This is a genomic window from Enterococcus sp. AZ167, from assembly GCF_051714025.1.
Taxonomy (GTDB): Bacteria; Bacillota; Bacilli; order Lactobacillales; family Enterococcaceae; genus Enterococcus_D; species Enterococcus_D casseliflavus.
In genome coordinates this window covers 466678-492033 of the sequence record NZ_JBIORB010000001.1, presented here as the reverse complement: position 1 = coordinate 492033, position 25356 = coordinate 466678, and the positions used below count along the sequence as shown (strand labels likewise).

24 protein-coding genes and 2 pseudogenes are annotated in these 25356 nt (G+C 41.2%); 5 read left to right on the top strand and 21 right to left on the bottom strand.

What is annotated here, in order from left to right:
• The first annotated feature begins 2 nt into the window (after nt 1-2).
• The gene (locus IGJ05_RS02265; RefSeq protein ID WP_231473184.1) at nt 3-695 is read left to right on the top strand and encodes an N-acetylmannosamine-6-phosphate 2-epimerase; all 693 of its coding nucleotides are present in this window, start codon (nt 3-5) and stop codon (nt 693-695) included.
• 127 nt (nt 696-822) lie between these two features.
• Nucleotides 823-2557, top strand: a pseudogene (gene spxB / locus IGJ05_RS02260) (pyruvate oxidase).
• A 79-nt stretch (nt 2558-2636) separates the two neighbouring features.
• On the opposite strand, the gene IGJ05_RS02255 reads toward spxB, so the two are convergent.
• Complete coding sequence (locus IGJ05_RS02255; RefSeq protein WP_005236316.1) at nt 2637-2765, bottom strand: hypothetical protein; 129 nt, start codon at nt 2763-2765, stop codon at nt 2637-2639.
• 539 nt (nt 2766-3304) lie between these two features.
• Nucleotides 3305-4492, bottom strand: coding sequence for an IS110 family transposase (locus IGJ05_RS02250; protein ID WP_438724997.1), 1188 nt, complete (start codon nt 4490-4492; stop codon nt 3305-3307).
• Nucleotides 4493-4794: 302 nt separating this feature from the next.
• On the opposite strand from IGJ05_RS02250, the gene IGJ05_RS02245 reads away from it, so the two are divergent.
• The gene (locus IGJ05_RS02245; protein ID WP_225001124.1) at nt 4795-5346 is read left to right on the top strand and encodes an NfeD family protein; all 552 of its coding nucleotides are present in this window, start codon (nt 4795-4797) and stop codon (nt 5344-5346) included.
• 20 nt (nt 5347-5366) lie between these two features.
• Complete coding sequence (locus IGJ05_RS02240; RefSeq protein WP_005230116.1) at nt 5367-6821, top strand: flotillin family protein; 1455 nt, start codon at nt 5367-5369, stop codon at nt 6819-6821.
• Nucleotides 6822-6899: 78 nt separating this feature from the next.
• Here IGJ05_RS02240 and IGJ05_RS02235 read toward each other — a convergent pair whose 3' ends face one another.
• The 3 genes and pseudogenes from IGJ05_RS02235 to IGJ05_RS02225 form a co-directional block, all read right to left on the bottom strand.
• Nucleotides 6900-7469, bottom strand: a complete 570-nt coding sequence (locus tag IGJ05_RS02235; RefSeq protein WP_005230114.1) for a sugar O-acetyltransferase — start codon at nt 7467-7469, stop codon at nt 6900-6902.
• Nucleotides 7470-7553: 84 nt separating this feature from the next.
• The gene (locus IGJ05_RS02230; RefSeq protein WP_438724995.1) at nt 7554-8003 is read right to left on the bottom strand and encodes a cyclophilin-like fold protein; all 450 of its coding nucleotides are present in this window, start codon (nt 8001-8003) and stop codon (nt 7554-7556) included.
• 122 nt (nt 8004-8125) lie between these two features.
• Nucleotides 8126-9098 (bottom strand): annotated as a pseudogene (locus IGJ05_RS02225) (alpha/beta hydrolase).
• 337 nt (nt 9099-9435) lie between these two features.
• On the opposite strand from IGJ05_RS02225, the gene IGJ05_RS02220 reads away from it, so the two are divergent.
• Nucleotides 9436-10320: a LysR family transcriptional regulator gene (locus tag IGJ05_RS02220; RefSeq protein WP_262119454.1), complete on the top strand. Its 885-nt coding sequence runs from the start codon at nt 9436-9438 to the stop codon at nt 10318-10320.
• A gap of 88 nt (nt 10321-10408) precedes the next feature.
• Here IGJ05_RS02220 and IGJ05_RS02215 read toward each other — a convergent pair whose 3' ends face one another.
• From IGJ05_RS02215 to IGJ05_RS02140, 16 genes are all read right to left on the bottom strand, one after another.
• Nucleotides 10409-10822, bottom strand: coding sequence for a VOC family protein (locus IGJ05_RS02215; protein ID WP_034858575.1), 414 nt, complete (start codon nt 10820-10822; stop codon nt 10409-10411).
• A 315-nt stretch (nt 10823-11137) separates the two neighbouring features.
• A complete protein-coding gene (locus IGJ05_RS02210; RefSeq protein ID WP_167821933.1) occupies nt 11138-11596 on the bottom strand; it encodes a DUF3788 domain-containing protein in 459 nt (152 codons plus the stop codon).
• Nucleotides 11597-11644: 48 nt separating this feature from the next.
• Complete coding sequence (locus IGJ05_RS02205) at nt 11645-12109, bottom strand: hypothetical protein (protein WP_015509866.1); 465 nt, start codon at nt 12107-12109, stop codon at nt 11645-11647.
• A gap of 58 nt (nt 12110-12167) precedes the next feature.
• Nucleotides 12168-12470, bottom strand: coding sequence for a hypothetical protein (locus IGJ05_RS02200; protein ID WP_225001118.1), 303 nt, complete (start codon nt 12468-12470; stop codon nt 12168-12170).
• A gap of 167 nt (nt 12471-12637) precedes the next feature.
• Entirely contained in the window at nt 12638-13012 is a 375-nt protein-coding gene (locus IGJ05_RS02195) for a hypothetical protein (RefSeq protein WP_005230091.1), read from the bottom strand.
• A 270-nt stretch (nt 13013-13282) separates the two neighbouring features.
• Entirely contained in the window at nt 13283-14266 is a 984-nt protein-coding gene (locus IGJ05_RS02190; protein WP_225001117.1) for a serine hydrolase domain-containing protein, read from the bottom strand.
• A gap of 139 nt (nt 14267-14405) precedes the next feature.
• Nucleotides 14406-14942, bottom strand: coding sequence for a CDP-alcohol phosphatidyltransferase family protein (locus IGJ05_RS02185; RefSeq protein ID WP_317720809.1), 537 nt, complete (start codon nt 14940-14942; stop codon nt 14406-14408).
• Between the two features lie 143 nt (nt 14943-15085).
• Nucleotides 15086-15769 carry a M23 family metallopeptidase gene (locus IGJ05_RS02180; RefSeq protein ID WP_262119458.1) on the bottom strand — a complete coding sequence of 228 codons (684 nt, stop codon included), beginning with the start codon at nt 15767-15769 and terminating at the stop codon, nt 15086-15088.
• 327 nt (nt 15770-16096) lie between these two features.
• Nucleotides 16097-18070 (bottom strand): FtsX-like permease family protein, encoded by a 1974-nt coding sequence (locus IGJ05_RS02175; RefSeq protein WP_438724994.1) that lies wholly within the window; start codon nt 18068-18070, stop codon nt 16097-16099.
• Between the two features lie 3 nt (nt 18071-18073).
• Nucleotides 18074-18832 carry an ABC transporter ATP-binding protein gene (locus IGJ05_RS02170; protein WP_225001113.1) on the bottom strand — a complete coding sequence of 253 codons (759 nt, stop codon included), beginning with the start codon at nt 18830-18832 and terminating at the stop codon, nt 18074-18076.
• A gap of 93 nt (nt 18833-18925) precedes the next feature.
• Entirely contained in the window at nt 18926-19909 is a 984-nt protein-coding gene (locus IGJ05_RS02165; protein ID WP_225001112.1) for a sensor histidine kinase, read from the bottom strand.
• Nucleotides 19902-20594 carry a response regulator transcription factor gene (locus IGJ05_RS02160; protein WP_225001111.1) on the bottom strand — a complete coding sequence of 231 codons (693 nt, stop codon included), beginning with the start codon at nt 20592-20594 and terminating at the stop codon, nt 19902-19904. The genes IGJ05_RS02165 and IGJ05_RS02160 overlap by 8 nt, the downstream gene beginning before the upstream one ends.
• A gap of 109 nt (nt 20595-20703) precedes the next feature.
• Complete coding sequence (locus IGJ05_RS02155) at nt 20704-21534, bottom strand: prenyltransferase (RefSeq protein WP_231473191.1); 831 nt, start codon at nt 21532-21534, stop codon at nt 20704-20706.
• Between the two features lie 335 nt (nt 21535-21869).
• Entirely contained in the window at nt 21870-22298 is a 429-nt protein-coding gene (locus IGJ05_RS02150) for a VOC family protein (RefSeq protein ID WP_225001109.1), read from the bottom strand.
• 146 nt (nt 22299-22444) lie between these two features.
• Nucleotides 22445-23131, bottom strand: coding sequence for a hypothetical protein (locus IGJ05_RS02145; protein WP_225001108.1), 687 nt, complete (start codon nt 23129-23131; stop codon nt 22445-22447).
• Between the two features lie 177 nt (nt 23132-23308).
• Nucleotides 23309-24970, bottom strand: a complete 1662-nt coding sequence (locus IGJ05_RS02140; RefSeq protein WP_225001107.1) for a phosphoenolpyruvate carboxykinase (ATP) — start codon at nt 24968-24970, stop codon at nt 23309-23311.
• Nucleotides 24971-25356: the final 386 nt, after the last annotated feature.

Below are 25356 nucleotides of genomic sequence, written 5' to 3'. Positions count from 1 at the left end.
AAATGGAAAAAGAAGTCTTTACCCAACAAATCAAGGGCGGGTTGATTGTTTCTTGTCAAGCATTGCCTGGAGAACCCTTGTATACCGAAAAAGGCGGTGTCATGCCCCTATTGGCAAAAGCAGCTCAAGAAGCTGGAGCTGTTGGCATCCGTGCCAATTCCGTTCGCGATATTCGCGAAATCCAAGCCGCTGTTGATCTGCCGATCATCGGAATCATCAAAAAAGACTATCCACCTGAAGAACCATTTATCACAGCGACCATCAAAGAGGTGCACGAATTAGCAGCTTTACAGATTGCGGTGATCGCTTTGGACTGCACCTTGCGCAAACGTCACGATGGCTTGACGGTCAATGCCTTTATCAAACAAATCAAAACTCTTTATCCCCATCAACTACTCATGGCAGATATCGCCACCTATGAGGAAGGCATCAATGCCTTTGAAGCGGGCGTCGATTTTGTTGGTACAACTTTGTCCGGCTATACGGCGAATAGTCCCACCAATGACGAACCAGATTATCAATTGATCCAGCAATTGGTTGCAGCAAAGGTTCCAGTGATAGCCGAAGGCAAGATCCACACCCCGAAACAAGCAAAGAAAATCCAAGATATGGGTGTGACGGGTATCGTGGTTGGTGGTGCCATCACCCGACCAAAAGAGATCGCCAGCCGATTCGTGCAAGAGCTGCGCAACTGAGTCGTTCATTTCCTAAAATAAGTCTTTCACTGCGCCTTGTGACAGAAGGCGCATTCTTTGTTGTCTTTTTGAGAAACGTTTATACTTAAAAGAGAACGAATGACAACAGAGAAAGCGAGTGAAGAAAATGACAAAAATCAATGCTGGTACAGCAATGATCAAGGTTTTTGAAGCTTGGGGCATCGACCATATCTATGGAATCCCCGGTGGATCTTTCAACTCAACGATGGATGCTTTGTACCATGAACGGCAATCGGTCAAGTATATTCAAGTACGTCATGAAGAAGCAGGTGCGCTGGCAGCAGCGGCTGATGCCAAGCTAACGGGAAAAGTCGGTGCGGTTTTTGGTTCTGCTGGTCCGGGTGCCACCCATTTGATCAATTGGCTTATACGATGCTCAAATGGATAATGTGCCCGTCGTTGCCTTGTTAGGACAAGTAGCTTCGAGCTCGATGAACTACAATGATTTTCAAGAAATGAATGAAAATCCGATGTTCGCTGATGTCAGTATCTACAATCGCACGGTCATGTCCCCTGAAAGTTTGCCCCACGTGGTGGACGAAGCCATTAAAGCAGCCTACAAATTTAAAGGAGTCGCTGTGGTAACGATCCCAGTCGATTACGGGTTTGCAGAAATCGACGAACAGGAGATTGCAACCGCAAAAAATCATAAGACAGGTGTTCTCCAGCCTGATGAAGAGGATTTACAGGCTGCCCTTCCTTATTTTGAACAAGCAAAAAAAACCGTCCTTTATATCGGACAAGGTCTCTTTGGTCATTTTGATGCCATCGATGCTTTTTCTAAGCATTTCTCGATGCCTATCGCAGCTTCTGTCTTAGCCAAAGGCATCGTGCCTGATCTTTATGAAAACTTTCTTGGATTTGCTGGACGGGTTGCGACAAAACCTGCCAATGAAGCTTTGGCAGAAGCCGATCTCATCGTTTTTGTCGGCAGTGACTTCCCTTTTGGCCGCCGCTTTTTCAATCCTGGTGCCAACTTTGTCCAAGTTGATATTGACGCCTCGAAATTTGGTCGTCGTCATCAGACGGATGTCTCCGTTTTAGGAGATGGTGCGACCGCTCTTAGAAAATGGACAGAGATGGCAGCCCCTCGTCCTGCAGATGCTTGGTTAAAATCCAATCAAGAAAACTGTCGCAATTGGCATGAATGGTGCCATCGTTTTGACCATGATTCGCAAGAGCCTTTGCGTCCCGAACCTGTCTATCGAGAAATCAACCGAATTGCAGCTCCTGATTCCCTGTTTGTCACGGATGTCGGTAATGTGACGATTCACAGTATCCGTCATTTAGAAATGACGGGTGAACAGCGTTTCACAACGTCTGGCTGGTTTGCGACAATGGGCAATGGTGTACCTGGTGGGATCGCAGCTCAATTGAGCTATCCGAATCGCCAAGTATTTACCTTTAGTGGGGATGGCGGTTTTGCGATGCAAATGCAAGACATCATCACCCAAGTGAAATATGATTTGCCAATCATCAACGTGGTCTTTTCCAATGACTCATTCGGCTTCATCGAAGCGGAGCAAGAAGATACCGAGCAAACCAAGTTCGGTGTCCAACTAGCCGGTGCTGATTTTGGTAAAGTTGGGGAAGCATTAGGTGCAAAAGGCTTCACGGTAACGAAGGAAGAAGAATTAGCATCCGTCTTTACACAAGCTAAAGAAATCAACGGACCTGTGGTGATCGATGTCAAGATCGCTAACGAACGACCTCTTCCTGTCGAAGAACTGAAACTTGATCCGAACCGCTTCAGCGCTGAAGAAATCACATCTTTTAAAGCAAAATACCAAGTTCATGATCTGCCAGCTTTGAGTGAGTTGTACGTGGATTCTCAAGAGTAAATAAAAAAGAGAGAAAGACAGAAATCCTGTCCTTCTCTCTTTTTTTTCATTAACCATTTCGTGTTTCTAATGTATCGCCTTACTTATTATAAATTTTCGGGCCTTTACGCATGTTTTTTCGATCATTTTTTGGGGATTCCATTTTTTTTGAACGGCCGCCGCCTTGTTTTTTCTTGATTAGCTCTAACATTTTTTCTTTTTGATCCATCGATTCCACCTCTATTTCTTAGCAATACTGTCGGTTGAAAAGAAGTGTTCCTGACTTCTTTTATGTTTGCGAACAACTACCTTCGATCTATGGTAATAGAAAATAAAAGCTGCCTCTTACGATTCAAATCATCTGCAGCTGATTTTGTCTTTTTCTAGTACCCTGATTTAATCTACTTGGATTTTCCTGGTTTGTCAATGGCTGATGAAAAAAAGCTGATTTTTGATCGGCTCTTTCAAGAAAAACAAACCTCCCTTTGTTGTACTATTTGTTCAATTTTACTATTTTATTTAAATTTTTTTATTATTTATTGGTATAATTATAACAGAACACCTATTCCGTTCTTTTCCTTCCCTCGTTCTTCTTTCGATTGTTTCTTAGCTTTCATTGTTCTTACAAATCACTCTATTTGAAAGACTAACTATATAGAGTCAAGTGAAAATTAGCTAAATCAAAAAAATATTTTATAACAGTTAAGTCCAAAAAATGAGTACAACAAATAGACCTTTCACTATTAGATTTTTTTGATTGTTCAATAGCTAATCGGAAACAATCTTATAAGGTTCATTTTTAGTTAAAATAGCATGAATCACATAACAAAGCTTACGAGAAACAGCACCTAAGGCCGTCAGATGATACTTTCCCTCAGAAATTTTTTTCTGATAAAACGCGCGAAAAACAGGATCACATCGAGAAGCAACTAGAGCAGCTGAAAACAAGGCTTTTCGTAAGTATGGAGATCCACGCTTGCTCATAACATTATGTGTTGCTTCGTATTGCCCAGATTGGGACACAGACGCGTCTATGCCAGCATAAGCAACCAGTTTTTTCGGATTAGAAAATTTGCGAATGTCTCCAATTTCACCAAGAATTGTCGCGCCATTTATAGGGCCGATTCCAGGGATTGTGAGAATAACAGAGTCTAAATTACTCATTATGCGCTTAATTTCTTTTTCAGTTTCTTTTACTTGGCTTTCGATGAATTTCAATTGTTCAATCATGGAGCGTAATTGAAATGTAAAAGCTTCTTGAGCAAATTTCACTCCAAAGGAGTTAGAAGCTGCTTGCTTCAATTGATCTGCTTTCTCTGGCTTTATTCGGTTCCTGCTTAACTCAGCTAAGTATTGAGCCAACGTTTCTGCCGAAATTTCTTCTAGCTCTATAGGAGAACTAAACTCAAGCAATAACTCTTTAGACGCTTTTCCGAAAATACCTTGTTTAGAAAAAATTGATGCATCTTCAGGAAACACTTGATCTAGTACAGCTATGATTTTTCGTTTGAAGTCGCTTGCGGTACCTACTAAATAGGTTCGGTAACGTGAAAGTTGTTTTAACGAAAAAACATTTTCATCAGACAATACTGTTTCTACAAAGGAACCATAACGCATCAAGTCAGCAATCAAAACAGAATCAATAATATCATTTTTTCGTTTTCTGATTTCTGTTCCTTTGCGCCAGCCATCGGTTTGAAGAGGATTCACAACGTGAATCAAAAAGTCTGATTCGTGGAGGTATGAAAAGATAGAGAGCCAATAATGACCCGTAGCTTCCATTCCGACAATAAAGTCAGCGGGAGTCTCTGAATATTTTGAAAGCCGCTCAATCAGGGAATCAGCTCCTTCAGTAGTGTTAGGGAAAGAAAAACCTTTTAGGATCACTTTACCTTCTTCACTCATTAAAGAAGCCACGTGAGTTCGCTTGCCGATATCAATTCCTAAGAAGTACATACATTTGACCTTTCTAAAAAAATATTTTGGATTGAAACCCGCTCAACTGAAAAGCGTCACTACCTTGTACGAGATACGGAGTAAAGCAAAAACTTTCAACATCTAACTCATACGTAATCCACTTATCAGAGAGAGGTGCCAGTCTTTCAATTACGAGCTTCAAAACTCAAGGAGGCAACGGCATAGCCTCTCAATCCAATAAATATATTATCTCAAAATGAATGAGTTAATACCAAATTAAAATAACGATGGTTCATAGGGTTATCCAATCAAAACCGGAAGGTTAAAACCCTAACTCTAATATACAAGGAGGTGGATACGTGCTGCACACTTACGCACCTGATCAGATTTATTTGTATGTATTGATTGGCTGTGCCATTTTAGCCTTTTTGCTGCTTCTGTTTGGCGATATCTTCGATTTTGATGGTCCAATTGATCCGATGTTGATCATCCCCTGGTTTGCCTTTACGAGTCTTTTCGGTTACTTAGGGGAAACTATTTTCCCAGGCTATTCGATGATGCTTTTCATTGGTAGCGGTTGTCTTTCTACAGGGCTCGTTTTTCTCTTGAATTTTTACGTGCTGATTCCCATGAGGAATGCTGAAGCGACGCTTTCGAGTTCCGAGAAAGACTTTGAAGGTCGAATCGCAACGGTGCTGACGCCGATTCCTTGTGAAGGAATGGGTGAAATTCAACTCACAAGTGTCACTGGTTCAAGTAATCGTCCAGCCTCGGCTTTTCAACCTATCGATGAACCATTAGCAGCAGGATCAAAAGTGTTGATTATTGAAGTCAAAGAGCGTATTTGCTACGTCGTTCCCTATACAGAAAAATTTTTTGGACAACTAAAATAAATCACTAAAGAGGTGCATCTATGGATATTTTCTTATCACCAATTGTCTTTCCGATCGCAATCGTGGCGTTCATTTTACTGATGCTTTTGATCATCTTTGTCACGAAATATCAAACAGCCAAGCCCGATGAAGCGTTGATTATCAGCGGAAGTTACCTTGGCAACAAAAATGTTCATGCGGATGAGAGCAATAACAAAATCAAAATCGTGCGTGGTGGCGGAGCCTTTGTTTTGCCAGTGTTCCAACGATCAAACCGAATCAGCTTACTTTCCAGCAAGCTGGATGTTTCAACACCAGAAGTATATACGGAACAAGGAGTTCCCGTTATGTGTGATGGAACTTCCATTATCAAGATTGGCTCATCCGTAGAAGAAATCGCAACGGCAGCGGAACAGTTTCTAGGAAAAACCCGTGAAGAATTAGAAAATGAGGCACGAGAAGTCTTGGAAGGTCACCTGCGTTCGATCCTTGGTTCGATGACCGTCGAAGAAATCTATCAAAATCGCGACAAATTCAGCCAAAGCGTGCAAGAAGTGGCCTCTGTCGATCTAGCGAAAATGGGCTTGATCATTGTCTCCTTTACGATCAAAGAAGTACGAGACAAAAATGGCTATTTAGATTCTCTTGGAAAACCTAGAATCGCCCAAGTCAAACGGGATGCTGAAATTGCAGAAGCCGAAGCGCTGAAAGAAACCCGCATCAAAAAAGCCCAATCGGAACAAGAATCGCAAACAGCGGAATCAAAACGCATGACCGAAATCGCTGAAGCATTAAAGGAAAAAGAATTGAAGTTGGCGCTTTATAAGAAAGAACAAGACATCGCCAAAGCCGATGCCGATCAAGCCTATCATCTGCAAAGTGCCATCATGAAACAAAAAGTTCGAGAACAAGAGATTGAAGTTGAAGTCGTTGAACGACAAAAACAAATCGAATTGGAAGAAAAAGAAATCTTGCGTCGTGAACGCCAATTTGATTCTGAGATCAAGAAAAAAGCCGATGCCGATCGTTATGCGCTTGAACAAGAAGCATTAGCGAAAAAAGCGTCTGCGTTAGCAACCACTGAAGCTGAGCAGTTTCGAACAGAGTCGTTGGCAAAAGCTGAAGCCGATAAAATTCGTCTGATTGGTTTGGCAGAAGCCGAGACGACCTTGGCGAAAGGAACGGCGGAAGCTGAAACGAAGGAAAAAATCGCCGAAGCCTTCAAGAAATATGATGAAGCAGCGATCCTTAGCATGATCGTTGAGATCATGCCGCAATTAGTCAAAGAGGCTGCCGCCCCATTAGGCAATATCGATAAAATTTCGGTCGTTGATACAGGATCAGGTGAAGGCGGCGGTGCCAATCGTGTCACCAATTACGCCACCAATCTCTTATCGACCACACAAGAAACTTTGAAAGAAACCCTCGGTCTGGATGTGAAATCGTTGATCGAAAACTTCGCCGGTTCCAATACGAGCGAGCCGCCTCAAGAATAAGAAAACCGCTGTTCGTCTTCATCGCTTCAAAAGCGACAAGGCGAACAGCAGTTTTTTTCTTACTCATTGCTATTGTGCTTACTCAGTGACCTCTTTGACATAGTTTGCAGGTACACCAGCCACGATCGTGCGCTCAGCGACATCTTTGGTCACCACTGCCCCAGCAGCAATGATTGCATGGTCACCGACGGTCACACCAGCAACGATCGTTGCATTTGAGCCAATCCAGACATTCTTCCCAATCGTAATGGGTGCTGGATAAAGCGTACTACGATCTTCAGGGTGAAGGCCATGATTCAAGGTAGCTAGAACTACGTTGTGCCCTATTAGGGTACCATCACCGATCGTGATCCCTCCTTGGTCTTGAAAATGACAACCGGCGTTAAGAAACACCCCTTTGCCAATTTGGATGTTTTTGCCGTAATCTGTATAAAAAGGCGGAAAAAGCGAAAATGTCGGTTCAACTGCTTTCCCAGTCAATTGAGCAAAAAGTTCTTGTAATTCATGAGGTTCATGATAAACCGTATTGATTTTCATGGTCAATTTTCTCGCCTCAGCACTCAAAGCCATCATTTGTTTTGAAGCTTGCGAACCGGCAAGTAAGGGTTCACCACTTGCCATAAGTTTGTTTAATTGATCGATCGTCATTTGTTTTTCTCCTAATCATTCGTTACTCACGAGTATTTTCTAGCGAAAAGACAACCTCCACGTCCTCTTCCCCCATTGCTTCTCTTAATCCTGCTGGATCTTCAATAACGCCGATACGACTATAGCACCATAAGAATTGGTAAAGGTCTGATAAAACAGCACCAACGTATGACTATTCCAGCTCATGATTTCTCCTTCGTGAATGATCTCCGGCCGTTCTGTAGTCATTTCTGGCAAATTCTCAGAAAAACGATAATATTTCTCGTTGTTGTTCAAGTCACTCATTGTCAACGTGAAGGGCATTTGATTCATTAGGTATTCAGACGCCTCATTTTCATAAAACTTTGCTATAAAATCCTGTTGACCAACCGTAATGACCACATCTGTTGCTGATTCAATTGTCGGTTGATCATGATCCTGACTTGCTTCAGAGGAAGTTTCGCTGGCAGACAGCGCATGCCTCTCCTCTGTTCCACTTGTCCCACAGGCACTTAGTAGGAACAGCAAGACAGCAGGGATGAGTTTTATCAACATGGCTTCGCTCCTTTCTGCTGATGATTCGATGTAGCGGCGGGCAACGGAATGCTTATTTTCTAAAACACGACTGCTCAGCAGAAGATATGGGACTGAACAGTCGTGCAGCTGGTTGTTGCTGTTTAATTCAAATGCTCTTGGAAGAATTCGGTCATTTGGTCAAAAGGAATCACCTCTGTTTGGTCGTATAGATCAACATGCGAAGCATTAGGAATGACTGTCAGCTCTTTGTTATCGCCTTGCAATTGCTCAAAGGCGTCTTGACTGAAGTAAAGTGAGTGGGCTTCTTCTCCATGAAGCAATAAAACGGCGCTTTGGATCTCATCAATGTAAGACAAAAGTGGCATATTTAAGAATGACAGCGAAGACGTGACATTCCAACCATCATTAGAGTTCAAGGAACGTTCGTGGTAGCCTCGTTCTGTTTTGTAATAATCAAAATAATCCTGCATAAAGACAGGGGCATCTTCTGGCAGTGTATCTGGTACCCCACCTGCTCGTTCGTAGCTGCCATTGGCAAAATCAACTGTACGTTGGGCGTTCAGCTGCTGGCGCAATTCATGGCGTCCTTCAGCCCCCATTTCATCAAAATACCCTTGAGCATTGACTCGCGACATGTCATACATGGTGGCAGAAACAGTCGCTTTCACACGGGTATCGATGGCTGCGGCATTCAAAGCTAGACCACCCCAGCCACAAATCCCGATCAAACCGATTCTTTCTTCATCTACGTTTTCTTGGACAGATAGAAAATCGACGGCTGCTTGAAAATCTTCTGTATTAATGTCTGGTGAAGCCACATAGCGTGGTTCGCCACCGCTTTCACCTGTATAGGACGGATCAAAAGCGATCGTAACAAAAACCACGCTCTGCCATCGTTTGAGCATATAGACCAGATGTCTGCTCTTTGACTGCTCCAAAAGGTCCGCTAACGGCGATTGCTGGAAGTGGTCCTTGCGCATCAATTGATTCATAAAGATCAGCAACTAAAGTGATCCCGTAACGATTCTGAAAAGTCACTTTTCGGTGATTCACCGTGTCACTTTCTGGGAAGACTTTATCCCATTCATCTGTCAATGAAACATTTTCTGTCATCGTTTCTCCTCCTGAGCTGGCTTGCGGCTCTTCATTCGTCTCCTCATTATTGCTGCTACAAGCACCTAAAACCAACGGTGCCAGCACAACTAAAGACACAAGGGCCTTCTTTTGCCATTTTTTCATTTCATTCGCCTTCTTTCTCGGTCAACTATCCTGTACCTTAGGGCGATTCTCCAATTTTTCTCAAATGATCAAGGTCTGGATGATCGTTTTTTCTTGATCGCTTGAGCTATTTTTGGATAAACCTATTGTACTTACCGCATCTTTCTATGTAAAATACTAATATCAAATACCCAACTATTCATATATAGCATAGAAAAAGGAGTATAGACCTATGGAATTAAAAAGTTTAACCACCTTTCTAACAGTTGCAGAAAAAGAAACGATTTCAGCTGCCGCAAAACATCTGCATTTCTCGCAACCATCCCTGTCACGACAGTTAATGGAGTTAGAAAAAGAATTAGGTGTCACGCTGTTCACCAGAGGCAATCGCAAAATTACGCTGACGGAAGATGGCCTCTTGTTTCGTAAGCGGGCGGAAGAAATTGTAGAATTGTTAGAAAAGACCCGTTCTGAATTTTTGTCGCCTCGAGATACGATTACCGGTAACGTGTCGATCGGTGCTGGAGAAACCTACGTGATCCAGCTGTTGGGAAAAATCATCAAGGAGATTCAAGTTGAGTACCCTAACGTCAAATTTCATTTATTTAGCGGCAATGCTGACGAGGTCAAAGAACGGTTGGACAAAGGATTGTTGGATTTTGGCGTCGTGATTAGCCCCGTCGACGTCAAAAAATACCATTCCTTGCGCTTACCTGCCAGAGACACCTGGGGCGTCTTGATGCGAAAAGACAGTCCCCTTGCTGGTAAAGAAGTTATCACACCAAAGGATCTCTGGGAGGTTCCCTTGATTACTTCACGACAAAGTCTGGTCAGCAGTGAGCTTTCTAAATGGTTGAAAAAAGACATGAACAAATTGACTGTCGTTGCCACGTATAATCTCGTGTACAATGCGTCAAAGTTGGTTGAAGAAGGCGTCGGCTATGCATTGACCCTCGACAAATTAATCAACTTCACCCCTGACAGTCCTTTATGCTTTAGAAAATTGAGTCCCACTCTTGAATCAGATCTTGCAGTCATTTGGAAGAACACCCAAGTTTTTTCAAAAGCCTCTGGACTTTTCTTGGAGCGGATGAAGGAACGCTTTATAGAGGAATGATTTCAAATAAAAAAAGATTTATCTCAAAACAATTATGAGATAAATCTTTCTTTACGTTTTTTTCTGATTCTTTTTGAATGTGAACTCTTTAGACACCGCCATCCTCCAAGCTTAGCAAATTTCCTTCTGGATCGCGGAAATAGGCAATATGAAAAGCTTGGTCCCCTTCCCCCAAAACGGTTTTACTCACTTCAAACACTACACCAGCATTGTTCATTCTCGTATAATCTTCTTCAAAATCCGTGGTGTGAAACGTTGCCGAAAGCGTATCAGATGAAATCCGATTATCCGAAATCGGATAGCCCTCCATTTGATCGATCACGGCATCCACTTGGAACATACCAAAAAAAGGCGCCTCCTCTTTCTTCGATGCAAAGCTTGTATAAGGACCTGACTCATCGCCATAAGTTGGTACCAAACCAACTTTTTCCGTATAAAAATGATAACACTTCTGATAGTCTCCTTTGACTTGAACGCAAGCTGTGATTCGTTGAATAGTCATTTGTCTTTTCTCCTTTTCCAATGTGTCTTCCATCAATTCAAAAGTAATTAAAGCATATTTTACCCATAATAGCATATTTAGCGAGTAAAATTTATTTCATTGTGAATTTTATCCGATAATCTAATCAAAATTAGCGTTGGTTTTCCCAAGAGTTACTTATATTAAAACCCAATCAGAGGAAAGGCGATAAACTTAGAGTCTTCTGATTGACTTTTACTTTTCTTAACCTAAAAAATGGGTAAACTATAACAAAGATTCCTTTTTGATAGATGTAATAAAATCAGACTATCCAAGTTAAATAAACATACTCTTACTTTATTTACTTTTTTTGAACACGATCAATTCGGTGATATCTTCAAAGAGTGATGGATTAGCGACATCAAAAATCACAGAAAAAAACTTCATTTTCGTGCCATTAGTTGGCGCCTTATGAATGGTTTCCTTTGTCTCTTCACTGATTGGTAAAGACAATAACTGTGTTCGGACTTTCTCGCTAAAGTGAAAAGAGACTTTGAAGAAGTCCTCCCACATCGAGAGCCAAAAAATTGGTTTCACTTTATTCGTTCCACGAGTCGTTGTCCATTTGTATTCGCCTTTGGACAACCACGCTTTTCCATCTTGGTAATAGCGCCAATCCATAAGAGAGATGCCCTCGTTTTCAAGGGTTTCGATAAAACGTTGATAAATGACATATCCTTCACCCAAAGATTCTGCAATCAGCTGCTCTGTTGGTTTCACGTTTTTGTCTCGAAACAATTGCTTTTTGCCTTCCATCCTTCCACTCAACTCCTTTGCGCTTCGTTTTTTAAGGTTTTCGCTACGTTACAATTTGATTTTGTTGATATCATCTGTGATGACCCAATCATCCATATTTTTTTCACGATTGTACTGAAATGGTGTTATTTCTTCTAATTCAGCGATTTCATAGACCGCTAGATACTTTTTCCCTGCCCATCGATCGACTTGTTTTTTCGATAAATTCAACTCTTTTTCATAGCGTTTTACAAAATCTATGGATTCTTCTTTCGTCATCTTTTCAGATTCAATCACGTTGGCAATGATGCCCCGATGAGTGATGGTCAAATCGCCGCCGGTCTCCACAAAATACACAAGATCGTTGATTTTGGCTCTTCCTCCTAAAGGTGATTTTCTGCCGGCTGCCCCCCGAATGATCATTGTTTTGTCACCTTGAATCAGTTTCTCAAGCTCTTTGGCTTCCTTATTTAAATAGACCAAATGTTCTGCCCGACCCGCTTTTCCTTGATACCATTCTGCTGTCTTTGTCATAAGAAGTTCCTCTTTTCATATGAATTGTTTTTTGCGCTGTTTTTTCCATGATGGCTAGTTATTGGAATGTTTTTTCAATGGTGTATAGGTGAGAGCTGCAACTGTTTAGATTGATGAATGAATAAAACTTTTGTGCAAAGGCATTAGGCGTGCCGCATCGGGCAAATGTTTCCGCATCTTCTTTCGTTTCGAACTTGGTGATGTCCGCCCAAGTTTCTCCATCTACTAATAATTCAAAAGAAAGGTATCCTCTTTGTTTGGAAGTGTATTCTCGGTTTAATTGTTCAACGACACGAACAAATTCCGGTGTTGAAACGCCTTTTTTTAATTTGTACGAATTATGAAAAGCAACCTGTGCCATCGGGGCTTCCTCCTTTTAGATTCCATCAAGTAATAGAGCGTTTTAAAAAAAACTAACAGTTCTCCATTCAACCGTTCAAATGACTTTTTTAACGTCCGTTGTATTTCTACCCTGTCCTTTCTTAACAGTTGCAACAAAAAGTCCGTTCAGCAGGAGAGCATTTGGTACTAAAGCGAGCACTCAAGAACTTCCCCCAATAGTTTGTCGTGGGGAACGATCAAACATTTCTCCATTGCTTTCCAGTAACTTTCATACAACTTTTTTTGAGCTTTGCCATAATTTTCTTCGCTATCAAACTCCCAATAGTGAGCATATTTCACACATTTTATGACTCTCGTCAATGGATCTGGCAGGCGACCTTCCTTGATGGTCCTCATTTCTTTGATGTAATGGGTTCGTTTCATTAATCGAAAGAACAAAGCCCCCTCCATGGCCTTCATTGCCTCTGTTGCTTCCTGCATGACTGCTTCAAAGGTCTCAACACTACTGGGTTTCACTTGATAGATACTGATTTCTGAAAATACCCCGACCGCTCCTTTCACTTGTGATTTTCTTCTCAATTATAGTATACCAAGTTTACGTCGTTGATAGTTTGGTCATTTTATTCATTTCTCATTTATCTTCCGTTTATTATTGATTTAGCCTCCTACCTGCGGGATCAAATTGCTAAATTATAATTTCATAAAAAGGCTAGCAGCCGAGCTTTATCAGTAGGTCACCTGCCTGCCATAGTCACAAAAGGGATCATTAAGCTTTCGCCTACAAAAAAAGCAATCAACTTTTGACAGCAGACTGCTTTTTCTTAACGCTCATTAGTGCAAAAGGAACGGTTTTAGCTCTGTCTCGATAAAGTCGATGCGATCAAAGACAGTTGGCTTAAAATACGCCGTAATGGCGATAACAGTCTCTGATTCGGGATCAATATAAAGGACATTTCCACTATTGCCGATGGCGGCATAGGTGCTTTTCTCAGCATCCAAGATCCACCATAAATACCCATAACTCATATTTTGAAATTTCTCTATGTTTGTCTCTAGCGGATTGACCATTTCAGTGAGCCATTGTGAAGAAATCACTTGTTGTCCTTGATGGATGCCTTGGTTCAAGCATAGCTCACCGATTTTGGCTAAATCTTTTGCTGAAAGACAAAGCCCGTAACCTGCAGTGCCAATATTTAAAGGATCGCAAAACCAAACCGGTTTTTTTGGTGCCTTGCTCATCGTAAAGTGCTTATGCTCTTGTGCCGTTTCCGCATAATAATTGGTCAGTTCGGCTACACCAAGAGGTCGAAATAAATAATGGTTCGCATAATCAACGGTCGTCATTCCAGAAGCTTTCGCTAATAAACCAGTGAGGATCTGCAGACAAACGGTTTGATAATTGAATTCATTTGTCACTCCTTTTCTTCCTCCCAATAAATCAAGCGAGGCGCTGGTCCAGTCGTCACTCGAACAAACCTTTGTCCATGGATCACCTTTGCATTTATACGGGGCTCGCATCGTTAATAGGTGTTTGATCGTAATATCCTCAATCGTTTTTTCGCCCCGTTTTACTTGATAGTCTGGAAAATAATCAAGTACTTTGTCATTGACACTCCTGATGACACCTTGATCGATCGCTATCCCGACTAGTAGAGAAACGATACTTTTCGTAGCGGACATAAGGTGGCAAGTATCCTCTGGCTTATACTCATGCCATTCATCCGAGTAAGCTTCCTTTCCATTTTGGTAGGCAGAAATTTGGCAAATATTGGGCTGGTTTTTACTGATACATTCATGCAGTTCTTGTCTATTCATTTGTAAGCCTCCTTCAAAGATAAGCATAAGGCCATTAAAAATGGTTTTCAATGTTATTTTTAAAATTGTTTTTGAAGGGTCTTTTAAAAGTCTATTAGCGATGAATACGCAAAAAAAGGCCCTCAATGATAGAGGCGCCTTACTTAAAACTTTCGAATATCGATTTTTGATTTCTATCCAGATTTTTTGAGAGGATCGTTATCAGCAATTCTTCTAATGCGGAAACAGTGGCGATGGTCCCCAAAATCAAGACAACAATTTTTGCATGACTCACCATGAGCAGCAATGGGAAACTACCTAAAAGAAAACCGACTGCTTTGTTGAGCCATGTATGCAGACTACTAAAAGACCGATATTTTACATCGCCAATCAGATAACTGTCAAAACGAATCATAGCAATCACTAGTATCCAGACCCAAAGCGTATGTACCGCCAACAGCTGTGGTAGAAAAGAAAGAAAAACTGCGAGAAAAAAGCTTACATCTGCGAAACTGTCTAGTAAGGCACCCACCTCACTCGTAAGATTCATCCTTCTTGCAAGTAGCCCATCGACGAGGTCACTTAAAAAATAATAAGAATAAAGCAGCCAAAAACAGCCAGACATTGGCTGAAGGAATAGTAAAAATGGTGCTAGAATTAGTCGAGAAGTGGTAAGAATATTGGGTAATTGCTTCATTTGTTTCCCCCAGAGATACATTTTCTGAATACCTAAGATTGTTGCAAATTTTTTAAAGAAGCTCAGAAACGTTTAAATGTTCTTTCTTCTAATCATTTCGGCGATGCCCCCTATTAATGTTTCACAGCTTGTCCCTAATGCTCTTATAAAAATCGTATCCGTTCTGTACTATCTGGTATCTGATTTCGAACCTTTATCCATCGACCTGCTCGGTAAACCTCGTATTCTTCAAAGCAGCAAGGAAGCCCTTTTGCATGGGCGATATCGTTACTGTCCATCACTTGAAAATGCAGATGAGGCGAAGTCGAATTTCCTGAATGGCCGACGTTTCCGATCACCATCCCTTTGGTGATGTTTTGTCCTACGGAAACAGTGACAGATCCTTTTTGCAGATGGACAAATGCCATATAAACGCCCTCAGAAGCTTTTATCACAATATAGTTGCCAGCTATTTGTTGATAATCATCTTTGTGTTCATTAAAAAACAAACCATTTTTTACAGCGATCGAAAAATCCCTGATCCAGTAAACGATTCTCCGTTCCCGATAGCCATCTCTTGCAACAATTACTTCGCCATCACAAGGCGCATAGATTTTTTCGCCCCAACAATAACAGCTCTCCAGCGGGACCCCTAAGAAGAAATAGCGCAAAAAGCTTCGATCATGAAAAGCTTTGGTTTTCCCCTCAAAATTAACTTGTAAAAAATCAAAGGCATAACGCAACCCCATTCGATCGTTACCATGGCTAGGAATCTTCTTTGCTGGTGTAGTCGGCGCAAGCCACTCACCTCTTAAGGGGAAACCAATGGTTACCGGCTGCTCATTCATAAGGCTTTCTCCTTTTTGGATCATATGATCTCTTTTATTTTGAAATGACTATCAATCGTGCGGCACTCTCACTCTATACCCGTGCTTTACTCCTTTTCACTATAGGTCACCTAAGGCTTTTTTTCAACTCTAAAAAAGTGGGCTAACGGGCGTGCCTATCAAAAAAACACCTCAATCATGTAGTGATTCCAAACTGTTAGACCAAAAATTCTAACTTTTGAGCGTCGCTTTATGAATGAGGTGTTCTTACATTTTATATTTGTAGCTCCTGTCGGTGACGGCTAATCCATCCAGCTATCGTCTGACAAAATAGCGTCTGTCCATCCTCTACTGTTTGCGCTCCACCAATCGATAGTAGACCCTTGCGGTGATGGAATACACCAGCAGATAAATCATTGTAAACAATAGGACAGAAATAATCGATACCGTAATCAATAAGTTGCGATCTGACAGACCAAAAAGAAGCAACAACTTCTGAATCATCGGAAAAGCAAACGTTAGATGGATAATCGCTGCAACCAAAGGAAATGAGAAGATCATCAAGACTTGCTGCTGGATCACTTGTTTGACTTCCTTATGGCTTAACCCAACTTTTTGTAAGATCTCGAAACGTTCTTTGTCCTCCATCCCTTCGGAAACTTGTTTATAATAAATGATCAATGCGGCAGCTAAAATAAAGATCACACCAAAAATCAAGCCTAAGAAGAAGAAGCCGCCGGTAAATGTTTTGGTCTCAACTTCAAAAAGATCTTTTGACTCAACGCTCGCATTGGCATCTGCTGATAGGAGTTCACTGCGAATCTCTTTTGCGATGGTTTCACGATCGCTTGCTTCTGCTGTTTGAAAATTAAAGACTGTTGTTGTCACAGGTTGCTGGTAAAGTTGAAACTTTTCGTTTTGATACCAAGAGCTTAGCTTTTCGGTAAGCCACTGATCATCTGCCACGAGAACAAGATGCTGAACCGGGTTTTCTGTTTTCGTGAATGTTGGCAGTTCTTTCAATTCCTGCAATCGAAATTGACGTTCATCGATCGTCGTCATTTCTGGTAATACTTGATGAGTCCACGTTTCAGGAAAAACGAAGAGTTCATCTTGTGTGGGTCCTGTTTTCCCGGTGATTTCATGGTATTCAGAACTGGTAAGAAAAGTAAGGTAAACAGCTTTATCAAAACTACCGAAATTTTCTTCAAAAGAAGTTGAGGGAACAAAGTTTGGTTCCTCAAAGGTAAAAAGCAACGATCTTGTTGTAGTGACTTGCTGACGCTTTTTGATCGTTAGCTTCTCTTCAAGTCCATCAATCACTGTGTTGATTTGCTGGGAATCAGCCGCTGAATCAATTTCAAAATCGTAAGGAAAACGGGTTTCGATCACATTCCTTTGTCCAAAATAAAGACTGGCGGTCGTAGCAACTGTCACTAACACCATCGTTGATAAGATACAGATACTTGCTAAACCAGCCGCATTTTGCTTCATCCGATACAACATGGTAGAGACATTGATAAAATGGGTCGTTTGATAATAATAGGTCGTTCGTTTTCTTAAAAACTGCAATGCTTTGATACTACCAGCAATAAACAACAGGTAGGTAGCCACGATCACTAGGATAACTGCAACAAAGAACAGGCCTAAGGCACTGATGGGAGACTTGATCGTCACAGAGATCGTATAGCCGGCTACTAAACAAAGGACACCCAAAAGTGCTAAAATGCCTTTCGCGCGGGGCTCTTTTTCATTACGCTTGCTTCCCTGTAACAGTTGAAGTGGATTGGTTTTGCGTACTTGCAACAGGTCAAATAAAAATAAACAACCAAAGACGAACATAAAATACAGGATCACCAAGCCAATACTCTCAAATGACAGTTTAAAGACAAAGAATTCGCCTACAGCCAAGATTTTCTTCAGTATCAAAAATCCTAATCGTGCAAACAATAAGCCACTGATCAATCCGGCCGCAAGACTAATGAGAAAACTGTAAAAGAGTTCCCAAAAGACCACGAAGGCTATCTCGCGTTTTCCTAGCCCCAAAACATTGTAGAGACCAAATTCTTTTTTTCGCTGCTTGATCAAAAAGTTATTGGTGTAAAAGGAAAAGATCGCCGCAAAAATCATGAGGATGATATTTCCTAAATGAAACATGAAGATGGCGCTTTGACTACTAGGAAGTTCTTTCATTCCCGGATTGTTCACGATGATTTGCGTCATCATCAAAACAGCCACCAAGAAGCTCATAGATAATAAAAAGGGTGTGTAAGCTTTGGCATTTTTACGCAAATTGGAGAAGGCGATTTTTTGAAAGAACATTCGTTACTCCTCCTTTGCAAAGACAGCAGTCATTGTTTCGGCTATTGCTTCTAGAAAAGCGGTATTGCTGCGATCCCCTCGGTACAGCTGGTGAAACACATATCCGTCTTTGATAAACAAGACGCGTTGTGCGCGACTGGCTGCGATCGTACTGTGAGTGACCATCACGATCGTCTGTCCATTTTGGTTGATCTGTTGAAATAATGTCAGCAGTTGATCAGAGGTTTTCGAATCCAGCGCTCCGGTTGGCTCATCTGCTAATAACAGTTCTGGTTTTGTGATGATCGCTCGTGCGACAGCAACTCGTTGTTTTTGTCCGCCAGACAATTCATACGGATAGTGCTGCAATAAATCGGCGATCCCTAAAGTTTGTACGATGGGCTGAAGCTGCTTTTCCATTTGTTTGACGGAAACTTTTGATAAAACTAATGGCAATAAAATATTGTCTTTCACCGAAAAGGTGTCTAACAAATTAAAGTCTTGAAAAACAAAGCCTAAGTGATCCCGTCGAAAACTCGCTGCGTCTTTTTCTTTGATCGTGGTCAAATCAATGCCATTCAGCTGCATTTCACCCGCTGTTGGTTGGTCTAACGTCGCCATCAAGTTCAGCAACGTACTCTTTCCCGAACCTGATTCCCCCATGATAGCGACATATTCCCCTTCTTCTACCATAAAGGTAATATTTTTCAACGCTTCAACGGGTTGTCCGTTCAGCTGGCTTTGATAGATTTTTTTTACTTGTTGAATGTTTAAAAGTGTCATCTTGTTCCCTCCTTCCTTTTTAGAATAAGCTGACTGGCAGAAAAAAGCGACTTACAATAAAAACCGCAAACTTACAGTGTTGAAAGTTTGCGGCTATCCGTTATTTGTGGTGGGAAAACGAAGCGTGACAATGGTTCCCTGTCCTACTTCAGAATCAATTGATAAACGGCAGCCGATTTTTTCAGCCGCTTGTTGACTCATATATAAGCCTAGCCCGCTCGCTCGTTGCTGAAAGCGACCATTTTGTCCCGTATATCCTTTCTCAAAAACCCTTGGCAAGTCTTCCTTGCGAATACCAATGCCGCTGTCTTGAATCAACAAGGCATTGTCTTTAGTGAAAACGTTGATGCTACCGGTTTCGGTATACTTCAAGCTGTTGAAAAGAACCTGTTCAAAAATAAAAACGAGCCACTTTCGATCAGATGTCACCGTCAAATCCACCGCCATGTCCAGTTGCAGATTCTTTTTCGAGAAAAACAAGGCATACTTTTTGATCGTTTGACGAACAAGGGGCGCTAAAGCAATCGACTCAAAGACAAAATCTTCATTCGCTAAATTTTGTCGCAAATAATTCAACATCATTTGCAAATAATCATTCACCTTAAATAATTCCGCTTTGACCTCAGTCGGTGACAACGAATCGCTTTGGACCAAAAGATCCAGCGCCGCTAGAGGCGTTTTGATTTGATGAAGCCACAAACCGAAATCTTCATAAATTTCTTCATTTTTTAACGCTGCCTTGTAATCAGAAGTGGTTTTTTCTCTTGCCAGTTGTCTTAGAAGGGCTTGGTATTCGTCTTCTAAACGATTTCGAGTGGCAGGCAAGAACGCCAACGCCGCTTCCGTCATACGTTCTTTTCTTAATAAATGCTGCAGCTGCTTTCTTTTTTGTGCGTAACGAAAATAATGAAAAAGGGAAAGTCCCCCTAAAATCACCCCTGAAAAGACCACATAGTCAAGAAAGGGCTCCAACGAAAGGCTGTGGAGAAAGAATAGCCCAAATAGGCCCGCACTAAACAGCAGATAAACGAGATAAAACTTTCCATAAAGGACGAAATATTCTTTCACGTTAGTCATAGGCGTGTTCCTTTTCTATCAAATACCCTTTATTCTTTACCGTCTGGATCAAATCGGATAGTTCGATCTGGCTTAATTTTTTTCGCAAGCGGGTCATATTGACCGCTAATGTGTTATTATCGATGAATTCTTCACTATTCCAGAGCATTTCAATGATGGTCTCTTTGGCTACGATCTTTCCTCGATGCTGCAAAAGCAAGGAGAGAATCCGAGCTTCATTTGGTGAAAGCGGCAACTGTTCCCCCTGTTTTTTTAATACATTTTCTGTGGGATAAAAGGTTACTTGCCCTATGTCAAAGGTCAGCGCTTGTTGGTGGCTATACTGATAGCTGCGCCGCAGCAACGCTTGGATTTTTGCCAAAACGAAGGCTAAATCAAAGGGTTTTGTTAAATAATCATCCGCCCCCATGTTCATCGCCATGATCTGATTCATCTGTTGATCCATAGACGAAAGGAAAATGATCGGCACTTCTGACGTCTTGCGAATTTCTTGGCACCAATGATACCCGTTGTAATAAGGCAGCGAAATATCTAAAAGAACGAGATCCGGTTTGATCTCATGAAACTCTTGCAAGATACTAGCAAAATTCTTCGCCGAAACACATTCGTACCCCCATTGCTGCAAATATTCTGCTAAAACAGAGACGATCGTTGCATCATCTTCAACAAGATATATTTTTTGCATGTCTTTCTCCCCTCTGTTGTTTAATCAACTGCTTCTTTACAGACAGTGTACCAGAAAAGAAAAAGAATCGTCTAGATGGGGGGAAAACTTTCAAAGGGCTGTTTTTTCCTCAATCCTCTGCCAATCGAGCAAGGATTTCTTGGTAACGCTGTGTAGCAAAGGGACTGATTTGTCCTTTTTTACAAAAATTCAGTTTCCCCAGTTTTGGTACGACCCGTTCTACGATGACATTGCCATTTTGAACTTTCGATTCAAACTGCTGCAAAGCCTCCAAAAACCGTGCGTCTTTTCTGGCAGCAGGATAAAAAGACAAAACATACAGATAATAAAAAAGATTGTACCCTCTAAAGGGATATTCTGTCTGCATAAATAATGTGCCCATCCCATAATGACAAGGACTGATTGGCTGCCGGATCTCCCAATGAGCAAGCAAAAATTCGATTGCTTGATGAAGCATTTCCATCTGCTCACGATCATGAGTATATCGAAAGGCATCAAGGACCGTTAACGTCGTCATCGGGGTTGAATAGCTGGTCTCCGGACCGCGACCAAAACTGTACTTATTGCACTTCCAGCCGCCATCTGCTTCCTGAGTAGCAAGAAAATAGTGAAAGGTCTGTTGCAGCCGCTGGTCCCTTTGATATCCTAGAGAGCACAGCGTTCGCAAAGCCAACGCTGTATGACATGGATAGATCCCCCCTGACGGAGAAATTTTAAATCTGCCGTCTTCTCTCCATCCTTGAAAGATCAATGCGGCTGTCTCTTTTAATAAGTTCTCCTCACGTGACATGCCAAGTTCAAGTAAATAAAGAGGACTTTCTAAGGTCGTAAAGGGTGCTCCTTTTAGTAATTTATGGTCTGGCGTCGACCATAAATCGGCGCCATGATCATATTGATGGGAAATGATTGCTTCGATGTCTTGCTGAACCCTCTGATCCATATTGATCTTCCTCCATCTCTTAAGTGTCGTGCAATCACCCCAATAATCCTCATTGACCCACGGTGCACTCGCTTCTAGAATGATAAAAATTCGAACGTTTTTTAACACATGAGTTAAGTTTTTGTTTTTGAATTGTCCAAATGAATTTTAGAAATCAAATAGTTTTTTCCCGACGGACGTACTTTTAAAAAGAATGTTCTAGTATTCCTGATGACAGGTTCGAAAAAAGTTTGTCTCTGAAATCGCATGGTTATACGAACCCCACAATGAAAGATCACCTGAATAGGAACACGCTCACGCAACAAGTTCATGCCACGCTCTTTTAGTTTAAGGAATCAGGCATAATGAAATAGTTCAAAACGAATGCCTTCTGGGCTTTCAAAGAATAAGGCATAGTAATTAGGGGCGATGCGCTCTTTGTACTCCATTGGTCGATCGTGAAGGATCTTTACCCCTAAAGCTTTTATTTTGGGAAAAATCGCATCTACGACTTCGCGGCTTTCCGCTTTAAATGCTATGTGCTGAACAGAGCCAGGTTTTCTTGAATCGATTTTCTCGTTCTTCCATTCTTTTCGTGGGGAACAAATACCGAAATCAAATGAATCCCCTATATATTCTACTACTTCCATATCGGCATGTTCTAAATACCCAGAATATTTCTTCTGAAGGTCGAACCCTAATAGTGCAAATAATTGATCATAAAAGCCTTCTGCTTTTTTTACATCATTGACTGTGATTTGGATATGGTGAAAATGAATGTTCATAATCGCTCCTTTCTGGCTAACAAAATAAGTGTTTCAATCAGTAAAACAGAACGTATTCGACGAGATATTTCCTTTCATTACTTCGGGAATTGGGTGTATCCTTTTCCAGCACCATTTTTTCTAACGATGAAAGGTTCTTTTCTCGACTACCCAAAAACATACTGTTGAATTTTCTGAAAGTCTCCATCGAAACAATAGTAGACTGTCTTCTCCTTTTGAGCATATACCATTGAAAATCTCGTTTTCCAATTCCCTTCACTTTGTTTCACCGCCGCCAACACTTCAAAAGCAGTTGCATAATCAAAATCAGACACTTTTTGCAGCAATTCTTCGACAATCAGGTATCTGTCACGACCACTACCTACTAGATTGCCGTTTGTTCTTTGGTCAATTAAAGAAAAATTGGTCATCAAGCAATAAGGCGAGGCTGTATCCTGACTATATAGTGTTCCTCTACCCGGTTCTACGATCCAACAATTACCCTTACTATCAGAAATCATGCAGTGACAGCTATGGTTTGGGACATTCACGATTTCTTTTTCAGAAAGAAACTCATTTAGGTCTTCTTTCACAAATCGCCCATTCAATACATCCGTGATCAACCGAACCGTGTGCACGACATTTTTCCCTCTTCTATAGCCAACTTGCTCGCAAGCGTCAACCATTAAATGATTGATGAACATGCCATTATTGTTGATCCCGAAGGACGGTGCACCATCTACAAGAATCATAAACTTCTTAGGATCTTTGGTTGATAAAGTAAACTTAGCGGCAAGATCAAAATTCATCGCAATATATACCTGATCTTTTCTCCAGATAAAACTTGTGCACATCTGATTTCCTCCTTGATTTTAGCTGCAAATACACATGGTGTGTCTTGGTTAAGAGATACTATTTATGATTTGCGTATGGTTCCACGTCATGAGGACCATACGAAAACATAGCGAAACGTTTAACACAAGCGAAAAAGCGAGAAGAAAAGCCGCTTGCGGAAGTTTGATTCAACTAAATTAGCTAGGAAACTCACTTAATATAGAAATCACCTTTTCCATTGTCTTTGCTACTTCTTTAGGGAGCTTATTATAGCCATCATTTTCTGTCTCTTGAGCCAAAATAAAGTCCAGCCGTCCTTGCATCCGCTCTCTTAAATGAGTAACATAGGAGGCATCTTGAAAATCGACTTTAAAGCCTGTTACTGGCAGGAAACTCATTTCTGTGATCCCGCCGAAATTTTTAAATTCAGCCTCGCCTTCCACAATTTTTTCAATCGATGTTAGTGTGACTTCAGGCGTGACTTTCTTGCCTTTGTAAAAGCCTGTATTTAGAATATAACAAGCCGTTTGGTTTTCTTTAAACAAGTGCATGAAATGGGCAAAATCTTCCCCTAAAGGATAGACTCTAAATGGATTGGCATAAGGTTCGATGACCAGTTTATCTATATCCGTGGTCTCGACAATATGTTCAGCTGTCGTGCGCTTCGTAGCTAAGGTCAAACCAAAAACAGCGGCTAAAATCGGATCGTCAATTTTTACTACCGGAGGCAGCATGTCATCTTTCATGATCCAAAATACGGCATCGATCGGCGAATCTAAATGGTCCACCCGATTAGGTGTGACATAACGAGATTTGACGGTTCGGCCATTCCCGTTACGAATATCTTGGGTCACGAGGACCTTTTTTCCTTCCTCGTCTAAAGTAACCCCAACATTTTGACAGGTGATAAAGTAGCGGACATTTGGGTTGGTTAATGGATAGTCTTGCGTTTTATCAAAATAAGAAGGCTCCAGAGCAGTAGATGCACCATTTGTTTGATTAATCACAAACGCATCGTCATGCAGAACCTTGATCTCATATTTGCCACCATGTTCTGCCAATGTGATAGTCGATTTTCCTGATCCTGAAAGACCAAAAGCAGCCATCGTAAATGTTCGATTCGGTAACTGATACTGCTTCATTCCCCCATGACACGCCACAAAGCCATGGCGATGCGCGGTAGCCCAAGCCAAAGTTAATGTCGCTTTTTTCAATTCACCAAAATAGTTTAAACCTAAGACTGCCGCAACATTGTGTTCAGGATCAAAAAGAGACAGTCCATAAGGAAAATCAGGATGAGACCAATCTGGATCAGCGTACAAAAAAATGTCCGTCTCTGGATATTCTTTGGAACGTTGGTACCTTTCTTCCCATGATTTCGTCATCAATTGAAAATTCAACAAATAAGAGTAAAAGTTGGTTTCATAGTGCTCTGGTATCAACAGGTGAGCTTTGACCATAAACGCTTCATCTAATCCTACAACAACTTCACCACCATAAAATTGCTTGCGGGTTCCTTGGTATAAGGCATCTCGCAAAATGTCTTCATATAATTCTCGCTGGATTCCAGGATGCCCGATGATGCGTCGAGCTGCCGCTGTCCGTCCAACCACTTTTCCGTCATTAAACACGATGACTTTTGCATCCTCTGGTAGTCCTAACTCCTTGGTGTGTGTGACCGGCATATCCGTAAGAATAGCGCCAGAAGATTCTTTTGCTAAGTGATAGGCAGTGGCTAGATCATGAATCCAAGTGACATTGTTCCCATAAAAAGCTGACTCTATCAACACTTTAAAACTAGACAAATGCGTATTTTGCGGTGTAATCTCTTTGTGTGAAAATGCACGAATCGTTGCCATGTGCAATCCCTCCTAACAAAAATTTTCTATTCTCTACGTTTATTATAATACTTTCTAATCACGCTATGCCATATTTTTATACACATTAACTATAAATTGCCGACAAACCATTTTGTTAAAGGATTTGGCTGTCTGCATATTTGTAGCTTCCCTGCTTTTTGCATTGATTTTGTCCCCGCTCATCATTAGTGAGAAAGAACAAAAAAAACTGGAACAAAAAAGAATGTCTTTCTGTTCCAGTTTCTGGTTTTATATTTCATCCATTCCAAACGTCACAATCGACGTAATTAGATAGACAGATGGGTTATAGTTGCTTATTTCTCAATTGATTCGCCTTCTCTAGTAACTTTGTTATCGTAAGATTTTATGACAATTACCATAAAAAG